This is a genomic window from uncultured Roseobacter sp. (genome assembly GCF_947495025.1).
Classification (GTDB): Bacteria; Pseudomonadota; Alphaproteobacteria; order Rhodobacterales; family Rhodobacteraceae; genus Roseobacter.
On the sequence record NZ_CANLXG010000006.1, the window covers coordinates 50,376 to 60,660 of the forward strand.

9 protein-coding genes and 1 tRNA gene are annotated in these 10,285 nt (G+C 54.8%); 7 read left to right on the plus strand and 3 right to left on the minus strand.

Going from position 1 to position 10,285, the window contains the following annotated elements; all coding sequences use genetic code 11:
* Window positions 1-7 precede the first annotated feature (7 nt).
* The 7 genes from Q0792_RS19485 to Q0792_RS19515 all read left to right on the plus strand — a co-directional run bounded on the left by Q0792_RS19485 (window position 8) and on the right by Q0792_RS19515 (window position 7,035).
* The gene (locus Q0792_RS19485) at window positions 8-1,435 is read left to right on the plus strand and encodes a HAMP domain-containing sensor histidine kinase (RefSeq protein ID WP_298845017.1); all 1,428 of its coding nucleotides are present in this window, start codon (window positions 8-10) and stop codon (window positions 1,433-1,435) included.
* Window positions 1,436-1,527: 92 nt separating this feature from the next.
* A tRNA-Arg gene (locus tag Q0792_RS19490) sits at window positions 1,528-1,604 on the plus strand.
* Between the two features lie 142 nt (window positions 1,605-1,746).
* On the plus strand, window positions 1,747-2,940 hold the full coding sequence (locus Q0792_RS19495) for a site-specific integrase (protein WP_298845019.1): 1,194 nt from the start codon (window positions 1,747-1,749) through the stop codon (window positions 2,938-2,940).
* On the plus strand, window positions 2,940-3,830 hold the full coding sequence (locus Q0792_RS19500) for a hypothetical protein (RefSeq protein WP_298845022.1): 891 nt from the start codon (window positions 2,940-2,942) through the stop codon (window positions 3,828-3,830). Before Q0792_RS19495 ends, Q0792_RS19500 begins: the two co-directional genes overlap by 1 nt.
* A gap of 206 nt (window positions 3,831-4,036) precedes the next feature.
* The gene (locus Q0792_RS19505; RefSeq protein ID WP_298845025.1) at window positions 4,037-4,240 is read left to right on the plus strand and encodes a MerR family transcriptional regulator; all 204 of its coding nucleotides are present in this window, start codon (window positions 4,037-4,039) and stop codon (window positions 4,238-4,240) included.
* Between the two features lie 89 nt (window positions 4,241-4,329).
* Complete coding sequence (locus tag Q0792_RS19510; RefSeq protein ID WP_298845028.1) at window positions 4,330-5,892, plus strand: hypothetical protein; 1,563 nt, start codon at window positions 4,330-4,332, stop codon at window positions 5,890-5,892.
* A 294-nt stretch (window positions 5,893-6,186) separates the two neighbouring features.
* Window positions 6,187-7,035 (plus strand): hypothetical protein, encoded by an 849-nt coding sequence (locus Q0792_RS19515; RefSeq protein ID WP_298845030.1) that lies wholly within the window; start codon window positions 6,187-6,189, stop codon window positions 7,033-7,035.
* 23 nt (window positions 7,036-7,058) lie between these two features.
* Here the strand turns inward: Q0792_RS19515 and Q0792_RS19520 are convergent.
* From Q0792_RS19520 to Q0792_RS19530, 3 genes are all read right to left on the minus strand, one after another.
* Window positions 7,059-8,236, minus strand: a protein-coding gene (locus Q0792_RS19520; RefSeq protein ID WP_298845033.1) for an IS3 family transposase whose coding sequence is annotated in 2 segments (ribosomal slippage) — window positions 7,059-7,987 and window positions 7,987-8,236 — 1,179 coding nt in all. Because the reading frame shifts where the segments join, the coding sequence is not laid out codon by codon here.
* A 104-nt stretch (window positions 8,237-8,340) separates the two neighbouring features.
* On the minus strand, window positions 8,341-9,615 hold the full coding sequence (locus Q0792_RS19525; protein WP_298845036.1) for a peptidoglycan-binding domain-containing protein: 1,275 nt from the start codon (window positions 9,613-9,615) through the stop codon (window positions 8,341-8,343).
* Between the two features lie 168 nt (window positions 9,616-9,783).
* Entirely contained in the window at window positions 9,784-10,050 is a 267-nt protein-coding gene (locus Q0792_RS19530; protein ID WP_298845038.1) for a hypothetical protein, read from the minus strand.
* Between the last annotated feature and the right edge of the window lie 235 nt (window positions 10,051-10,285).

The window sequence follows — 10,285 nt, forward strand, 5'->3', positions numbered from 1 at the left end:
CTGAGACATGTTCAATTCGCTTTCAGGACGGCTGCTTATACTGACAACCATCTTCGTGATGATTGCAGAAGTCCTGATTTTCGTGCCCTCGATCGCGAGGTTCCGCGAAGACTATATGATGAACCGGCTGGAACGCGCCCAGATCGCCTCGCTGGCGCTGCTGGCCGATGACATGATTGACAGCGACCTGGAAACTGAACTGCTTGAGAATGCCGGAGTCTTCAACGTCGTGCTGCGCCGGGACTCGTCGCGTCAGCTGATGTTGTCGTCTGACATGCCCCAACCGATCGCTGCTACCTTTGATATGCGCGACAACACAGCAGCGGTGCTGATCCGTGATGCGATGGCCCGCCTCATTGAGCCCGAAAACGAAGTTGTCCGCGTCATCGGTGCGCCGGTCAGAGATGCCGGCCTGCTCATCGAAATAACAATGGATACCTCGCCGATGCGGGCGGCGATGATTGATTACGGCATCAGGATCCTGATCCTGTCAGCCGTCATATCGGTGATTACCGCTTTCCTGCTGTTTCTGGCGATGCGTGCTTTGCTCCTCAAGCCGATCAAACGGGTCGTCGGGCATATGAAGAACTATGCCGCCGCTCCTGAAGATGCCCGTCGGATTATTACACCGTCCGCGAGTGTGACCGAGCTGCATGAAGCGGAGGTTGCTCTGCAGCAGCTGGAAACAGACCTGACACAGGCGCTGCGTCAGAAAGAACGTCTGGCACAGCTTGGCAGCGCCGTCAGTAAGATCAGCCACGACCTGCGCAACATACTGACATCGGCACAGCTCTTTACCGACCGTATTGAGATGAGCGAGGATCCAACGGTCAAACGGATGGCGCCAAAACTTGTTGGATCCATCACCCGTGCCGTTCATCTTTGCGAAAGCACCCTGGCATTCGGAAAAGCGGAAGAACCCAGTCCGACACTCACGATGCTGGCGCTGAACGACCTGGTGGACGAGGTCATCGACAGTGAGCGTCTGGCGGTTGGCACGTTTGATCTGCAGTTCGAGTGCGATATACCTGACGGGCTGATGTTGCGGGCAGATCCGGAGCAGCTTTACCGGGTGCTCGCCAACCTTATCAGAAACGCACGGCAGGCGATCGTCGCGACCCGCACACCGGGACATATCAGCGTAACAGGCTACGAGGATATGTCGGCCTGGTGGATCGAGGTTGTGGACACCGGCCCGGGCTTGCCGCCTAAAGCGCGCGAGCATCTCTTTACACCGTTTCAGGGCGGCGCGCGCAAGGGTGGGTCCGGGCTGGGGCTTGCGATTTCTGCCGAACTTGTGCGGGGTCACGGGGGCACGCTGGAACTGGCGCACAGTGATGCCAGCGGTACCCGTTTTGTTATCTGCCTCCCGAAAGGCGACGGAGCCATCACCATCGGCGAAGTGCCCGCTGAACTGCAAAACACCGCCGGCTGAGCGCAGCGCCGGACGTTGTGAACTGTGTGGAGTTTTTTTGCCAGGTTTGCCCTTGCATAACTTCGCGCGCGGGACTAAACCCCGCTCTCAGTGGACCGATAGCTCAGCTGGATAGAGTACTTGACTACGAATCAAGGGGTCGGGGGTTCGAATCCTCCTCGGTCCGCCACTAACCAAAATCAAAAAATGCAACTGACCCCCGTTGGTGGGGTATTTTTGTTGTATAACAGCTTGTTGGTATTACCGTTCGATTGTGTTGAGCTTTTTGTGATAGTGTGCAATTCTGTTTATTGGGTGGTATGTAGTGTGGTATGCTTGTGGCACTTTCTGGAAAGCTTACAAAGAAGCTTGTTGAGAATCTTGGGCCGGGTCGTCACGGAGATGGGAACGGGTTATACCTCGTCGTGGATCCCACGGGCGCGCGGCGGTGGATTGTTCGGGTTGTGGTTAAAGGGCAGAAAAACCGCAAAGGCGGGCCACTTCGTACGGATTTTGGACTTGGCGGCGCAGACATCGTTTCGTTGCCTCAGGCGCGGGACCGGGCTCTGGCCTATCGGCGTATGGCGAAGCAGGGACTCAATCCTCGTTTTGTTGCGCGACAGGAAATGCCGACCTTTGAAGAGGTTGCCCGCCAGGTGCACATCGAGCGACTGCCTACGTGGAAAAATGCAAAGCACGGTCAGCAATGGCTGAACACTCTGCGTGACTATGCCTTTCCAAAGATCGGGCGTATGCCCATCGACAGTATCTGCCAACCAGAAGTCATGATGTGCCTCAGCCCGATCTGGACAGAGAAGCACGAGACCGCCAAACGTCTGGCGCAGAGGATTAAGACTGTGCTCGATGTGGCGCGTTCCAGGGGATTGCGTTCGGGCGAGAACCCAGTGGTTGCGATAAAGGAGGCTGGGGCACTGCCAAAGGTCAAAGCACGGCCGGTCCATCACAAGGCGATGCACTGGAAGGACGTGCCAGTGTTCTATGCAGCCCTGAGCAAGAAGACCGGCATGGCCGCCAAGGCACTGATGTTTACCTGCCTGACCGGTGCGCGGACCGGCGAAGTGCTTGGCATGCGGTGGGCGGAGATCGACTGGGAGGCGGGCGTCTGGACCTGCCCGGCCGATCGCATGAAAACGGGTGAACTGCACAGGGTGCCGCTGACAGAAGCAATGATCAACGTTCTGAAACCGCTACACGCACTGCAGTCCGAATTTGTCTTCGAAGGACAGAGGCGCCATCAGCCACTCTCGAACATGTCGATGCTGATGCTCTTGCGTCGAATGAAGATCGAAGGTGTCACGGTGCATGGGTTCCGGTCGACTTTTCGGGACTGGGCGGCCGAAGAAGCGGAAGCGCCGCGCGAAGTGGCCGAAATGTCGCTTGCCCACAAGGTCGGCTCCGGTGTCGAACGGGCCTATGCGCGATCGGATTTGCTGGACCGAAGGCGTGCCTTGATGGAGGAGTGGTCGCGATTCGTGACCAAAGCTGAGCGAAAAGGGGGTCGTTAATGTTTGCTCTTGAAGGCTATACCCCCCTCTCTTTTCTTTGGGGCGTGTTTGAGGAACGATATCTGAAATGGTGCTGCGCGCGTGCCTGCGAGTTCTACAGTGCAGATAAATTCAGTCGTTATGATCACTTCGGCTCACCCAGGGATCTCTGTGAGGACCTGTTTCTGGAGTCGCTTTCGGAATTACGCGTCACGCTTTGCACAACCGAAGGCTCTTTTCTGGACATTGATGCAAGGCTGTCCGGAACAAACGCGAGGCTTTTCCAGAAAACGACTGTGATGGAAAGTTTCAGCATTGCCACGTTTGAGGATGAGGCTGGTCCGGAAAACGAATGGCTCATCCGCATGGGATCGCCACAATTTCGGCAGGCTGGTCATACGGCCAGTGAAGTCAAAGAGTGGATCGCTGAATATGCTGCGCTGGTTGAACGCGATGCTGATTTCAAAGCCGTGAACATACCGTTTCACACACTACCCTATCTGTTTGAGCGGCAAACCTACGTGATCGCCCGCGAGTTCCCACCCTGGTCCAGTGACATGTGGGATGATCACTATGAGCGCAACCTGCCTGACCAACATCGCGGCTCCTCCATCTGTTTAAAGGACGAGTTGGCACAGCGTTGGCAAGGTAGCCTGAGCGAAACCGCACTGCGCAAAAGGCTTCGACGTCTGATCCCCAGCGTGAATTTTCAAGATAGTTCGTATTTGTTTCGGAGGGTTGGCAGGCCATCGAAGGTCCCGGAAACCATTCAACTCATTCAATCCATCGGAAAAGAACTTGAAGCACTGACCGCGAAAGAAAAACTGCGGTTTCTGGAAAAAAGGCACGGTCACAAAATTGGACTGACCACCTTGCGAGAAGCTTATCGCAAGCTTCGCAATGGCAAATGAGTGCGAAGCCAACTTCTGAACGGGATAAAACGCGCCGCGTCGAAAACTGCGTGAGAAGCTTCTATTTAGTGCGTCGTAAAGCCACCGTAAACCCACCGTAAACCCATCGTAAACGTGGTAACCGTTTGCGACTTTTACGAACTCTGCACAACTACTGCATCGCATGACATTCTCCGCGACCAAAGAGCAGCTAAGGAGAACATTCGATGCCTGACATCTTCGAAAACGACCGGAACTACGTCCTGGGGGATCCCGAGCTTGAGATACTCGGTGACCGCCAAAAGCTCGCGCGGTGGCGTCACATGAACGTGGGTCCCGCGTACTACAAACTCGGGCGCAAGATCATCTACCGCGGATTTGATCTGAACGTCTGGGCCGCAAAGAACCGTCAGGATCCGAACGCCTGCTAGGCCTCGCTGCTAAGCCACCAGCTCACCCCACATTGCAAACTGGTTAGCAAACATCGGCAAGACTGCCGAAGTTGCGAAGGTGCGGAGACATGACCCGATCCTACAAAAGAATTCGCGCAAAAAAAGACCGGGTCTATTCCGTTGGAGATCTGATGCGATTGTTTGATGTGTCGCGGAACACAATCAGCAATTGGGTCAAAGAAGGCTTGGTACCTTCCGACGACAATAGACCTTATATATTCCGCGGGGCCGTAGTCCAAGACTTCCACAAAAGGCGGAGAGATCGAAGATATGCTTCGCTCAAGCCACATGAATTCTATTGCTTTACCTGCAAAGCGCCTGTGGCACCAATCGAGTTTGTCCGCGAGCCGTTAGCAACATTATCCGGCGCGCAGGCTCTGCGCGCCACGTGCCCGAGGTGCAAAAGGGGCATCACCAGATTCGGGACTCCGGGAGATCTGCACGTTGATAGATCACAAGACGCTCCAAATACTACCGAGGACCAAACAGACGAAGGAGAATTAAAGGCGCCCGGTGATATTTGGATTTGGCACACAAAAAATGATCGTATAATTCACGCATGGCAGATCAGCGCAGGCCGTTTCGCCGACGCGACCACTGATGCTCACCTGCGCGCCATTCGTTTTCTGGAAGGTGCTATTCGGGGGAAGCCCTTCATGGCATTGACCACGGAGAATATCGACGCAGTCCGATCTGAGTTGAAATTACAGATCTCTGGTTCTTGTGATGCACCGAAGTCGCGCTCAAGTATCAGTCACACGGCGTCCCACATCCGCAAGTTTCTGGAATGGCTTTTGAAGCAAGATTTTGCCTCTGACCTTCCAAGAGACCTGCCAGACTACATCGATTTGCCCAGGGCTGCGTACGCCCAATGTCTGCCGCGACCCCCAAAAAAATATCCTCTCATTGAAGAGGCTGAAACCATGCTCCAACGCATGCCGTCCCGGACTTTAACCCAGCAGCGGGATCGCGCGATGTTCGCGATCGCTTTTCTTGGTGCTTTAAGAGCAGACACCCTCATCTCACTTCGGCTGAAGCACCTGAGGATTGCTGAAAAACTGATCCTACAGGATGGTTCTGTATCCAGGACGAAAAATGGTAAAAGCCTTGAGATATGGTGGTTCCCAATTCCTGAAGTTTTCTCTGCCGAAGTGACCAAGTGGGACGATCTTATGCGCGAACTTGGCTTTCAAAACGATGATCCACTTTTCCCTGACCTGAAGTATATTCTGACCGGCTATCGCAGGCGGTTCCCAAACGCGCCTCCGATCGAGCCGATGAAGACAAAGACTGCTGTGACCAAGGCCTTCGAGATAGCCAGCATAGGAGCCAAAGCGCTCTACACGCCTCACTCGGCAAAGCACACTATCGCCGCTGAAAGGGATCGCCGGCACCTCACGGCGCTCGAACGCAAAGCCTGGTCAGAAAACATGGGGCATGAAACGGAACAGATCACTGAGCGGCACTACGGCCAACTCTCACCGGACGAGCGAAGACAAGCGATTGAAAATATCGGTTGTGGATCAGAGCAACTGGCGTGGCTTGAAGGGCTAACCAATGATGAGTTGGGCGCCGGCGTTCGACAGTTACTGACGCGCCAGTTGGAGAACAAAAAAAGGAGCAATGGCTGAGTGGGGCGGAAGCTGACCTTCGCTGCACAAGCAAAATGCTCCGGGTCCCATAAGGAAAGCTGACATTCAAACCAGAAGGAATGCCGCTAGCGGTCAGCGGAACTCCTATTTGATGTCTTGGCACTACCCTCTTGATGCAAATAGTTCTTGGTCGGGATTGAGCTTTGAGGAGCAACACTGTATGTTGGGCGTCCCCATAGGATCTGAAGAAGCAGAATACTATATCTAGATCTTGAATGCATCGGTTGGACCGCACATTTGTTCTAGAACATTTAGGAAACATTGAGGCCAATCATGTCAGCCCAGAGACTTTCCATCTTTTCGTGTGACAACGGCGATGCTTCGCTGATTGAGGCCCACGGTCGGGTGATTATGACAGACATAAATTACCGCGCTGAAGCCAGCGACGAGAAGAGTGACGCTTTGGATTTCGCGCCCAAGATCAGAAACGCCTGCAAGGATGACAAGCTTGACATCTTTGTACTGACGCACCCGGACGAGGATCACCTTGGAGGTTTCGGAGAAATCTTCCATCTTGGAAAACCGGATGATCGCGACGCTGATCCCGATGAGGGTGACGTCTTGATATTGGTCGACGAGATTTGGTGCAGCGAATACTCTGCCAACCCAAACTATACGACAGAAAAGTCCAAGCCGGTTTTGGACGAAATCAAGCGCAGAAAGGCGTTGCAAGGAACTGATGCGGGAAACCGCGATGGAAACCGGTTGAAGGTTTTGACAGCCGTGTCCGGTTCGAAAAATACCCTATGCAACGGCATTGAGTGGCGGCTCCTAGCCCCCAATGCTTCCGAAGGAAACATCCCCAAGGCGAAAGAGGGTGAACCCAAGAATTCATCGAACCCTGCGAGTCTTGTAATCCAGTGGACGGTTACTGTTAGGGGGCGAAAATCTGTGTTTGTGCTAGCCGGGGACTCTACAGTTGATATCTGGGAACGGCTCAACAAAGAGATGACCGCAGAACAGCTTGAATGGGACGTTCTGCTTGCACCACATCACTGTTCCAGACATTCGCTCGGTCGCAAAGTGGTTAGTGATGGTAATGAATCTTTTGAATGGTCGGATGCGGCATACGACGGCTTAGATCACCCGACTTCCGGAAAGTCTCATGTTGTTGCATCCTGACCCAGCCCCCTGATCCGGGCCGTTCAGGTGTAGAATCCGTTCCTGTTTCTTTCTGTTGATAGGTTTGCGGTCAAGGCCTGCTGAGCGGAGCCCTTGCGGAGCTCAAGCGAGGCAGGCCGGGTGCTGCGGTTGAGGTTGGCGTAGACAGCCGGAGCCAGCCCGCCAAGCGATGTGTGTGGTCTCTGTGTGTTGTAGTCGATCCTCCAGTTTTCGATGATCTTTCGCGCCTCGGCGAGGTTGCCGAAGATGTGTTCGTTCAGGCATTCATCACGCAATCGGCCGTTGAAGCTTTCCACGAACGCGTTTTGCATTGGCTTGCCCGGTGCGATGTAATGCCAACCAACGCCAGTGTCCTGGCACCACCTCAGCACCGCATGGGATGTCATTTCGGTTCCGTTGTCGCTGACAATCATGTTCGGCTGCCCGCGCCTGCGGATCAACTCATCCAGTTCACGCGTCATGCGGGCCCCTGACAGGGAACGGTCCACGACGGTCGCTAGCGCCTCACGGGTACAATCATCCACGATGCACAATACGCGGAACCGCTGGCCATCCTCAAAGGCGTCAGACACGAAGTCGAGCGACCATCGCTGGTTGGCGCGATCCGGAACCAGAATTGGTCTACGCGTGCCCAAGGCCCGTTTGCGCGAGCGTCTGCGTCGAACCGCCAGCCCTTCTTCGCGATAGAGCCGGAACAGCTTCTTGTGGTTCACCTCAAAACCTTCTCTGGCCAGCAAGATGCCCAGACGGCGATACCCGAACCGGCGACGCTCATTCGCCAGTTCCCGCAGCCGCTTGCGCAGGGCTTCATCGCCCTGGTCCTGCTTCTTGTACTGGAAGACAGACCTATGCAGATCAGCCAAATCGCACGCCCGACGCTCAGAAAGGCCGTGCTGATCCATCACGTCCGACACAGCCCTGCGCTTCACATCAGGCGTTAGTAATTTTTTGTGGCGAGGTCTTTCAGTGCGGCGTTGTCGAGCATCGCATCTGCAAGCATGCGCTTCAGACGGTTGTTCTCGTCCTCAAGCGCCCTCAGCTTTTTTGCGTCCGACACATTCATCCCGCCGAACTTGGCCTTGTACTTGTAGAATGTCGCGTCACTGATCCCGTACTTCCGGCACAGCTCCTGCGCCTTCACCCCGGCCTCGTACTCTTTGATCATCCCAATGATCTGCTCGTCACTAAATCTGCGTTTCATAGTCCATCCTTTGCTTGGACGGATTACTAACATCCTTGTGGCCTGATTTCAGGGGGCTGGGTCAAACCCATTTTCTCGTTCGCCTAGAGGATGATGGCCAGTAGCTATTGACGGACGCCGAGCCTCTCCAGCGTGGCTCGGTCAGGAGCGCCAGTCTCTGGTAGCCCGACCGATGCCTGATAGGCGCGCATGGCGCTTTGGGATGCTTTCCCCCAGTGTTCGTCAGGAGTGCCCGTGTCAAAACCTCCAGCATTCAGAAGGGTCTGCACGGCGCGATATTCGTCTGGAGAAAGAGAAAGGGTAGTCCATCCACAAGCTTCTGCAACGGCCTCGAAAGCATCTTGGGCACCAGCAAGCTCGAAAAGGGCATCGTGTTGCTGACCGTTATTTTCAACAAGCCGGATGAATAGACGCTCGGCGTCATAAATCTTTCGGATGAACGTCTCCGCCTCGCGACCAAAGAGACCCGCACCCTTGTTGTTGGTCAGACTGCTCCATCTAAATTGTTGTGATGGCTCATCGTCAATTCGGAGCGTCATGTCGAAAGAATTACGTCTGAAGTCATTCATCAGAAAGTCGTCCTGAACGAACACAAGCGCTGTCTCACCTTCGATGCATCGCGCGAGGAGGACCGTTTGGCCCGAGAAGCTGTTGGGCCGGAATTGCGAGTGGTTCAAAGTCACGATCTGTGGGCTGTCATCCACAGCCGCCCTAGATGTTTCGCTAGTCCACCAACCCGAGATCTGGTGTCCGTCCCGATTGGCTTGCTCGAACGGGCGAAGGGAATAGTCGATGGATGGGAAGCGCGGGTCCGCCCATGCGACTGGCTGCGCTGCATCTTCTGGCGGTGTTTCCGCATCGGTTGCCGATGAGAAGGACGGCGCGGTTTCTGAAGGCTGAGGCCGCATCACCGGAAACGCGATGCCATATTTTGCCTGCAAATAGCCCATCTGCAACTGTGCTAATGTGAGCCGCTCAGTTTCGGCGCGGCTAAGTGTGAGAGCCTGGACCAAACCGCCAGCGGTTGCGGCTTCGCGTTCGGCCTCTTCTATGCGCCTTTGAACCGCTGCCATTTCACCAAGGATCTGTTCTGCCAGCGCTTCATCGGGCTGAACCGCCGGGGCCGTCACTTCGACAGTCGCAGCACCGGCTTCCGCATTAATCCGGTTTTCAATTAGTGTCCGTGCAAGCAGCAGAGCTTCTTTGCGAGCGTCGATTAGGGTGAGGATCAGCCCGCTGTCATAGCGCGCTGCCTGGGCATCAATCTCAGTTATCTGACGCTCGATATCGGCCAGTTCCGCAGAAAAGGAAGCATCTTGCGCAGAAGCCGAAGTGGTCGCAGAAAGCGCGAGGGCAAAAACTAGTGATCTCAATGACATGGATAATTCCGTAAACTAGACTCTTTAGGAGAAAACTAACAACCTGGAGCACAACCAGCAAGCGAACGCAGTGCTTCTACCATCCGCCTCATGCTAACTTAGCGAAAGTCTCCTTTGCGGGCTGCAGGCGCAGAAAGTCTGAACGGGCTCGAGTGACCGCTAAGGCCGCTATGGAAACTCCCAGATCTTGATGTTAACGTTTATGATGACGTCTTCAGCCTGGTCGTTTTCGACGTTAACCATGCGAGCATGATAGCCGTCTTTAATGAACGCGACTGCTTCGTTTATGTCTTTCGCCCAAGTATAGCTCTTTTCATGGTGACGCTCTTGGGAGGGCACATCGGGGTGGATGACGACAAATCTCCCGTCAGGCCTTGGGGCCAGACGGTTGATCGTATTTGCTTTGCTTGAAACTCCGACGACAACAAATGTCATGATCATCGCCCCTCTGACGCACTCTTCATTGCAGGCTAATGGGTCAACTCAGTAGTGTCGACTGGGATTCTTGAAGGAAAGCGGTGCTACCCCAAACTCGGAAGTCCGCTTTTGGGTAGCCGCATCGCAGCACTCATTTGATCCGCGAACGGCAGCTCTGGGCCGTGAATGGCGGTCGTCACGACGACACAGAGCAGGGATGCCGCGCCGCATCTGAGGTCCGGAAGGAGCGCAA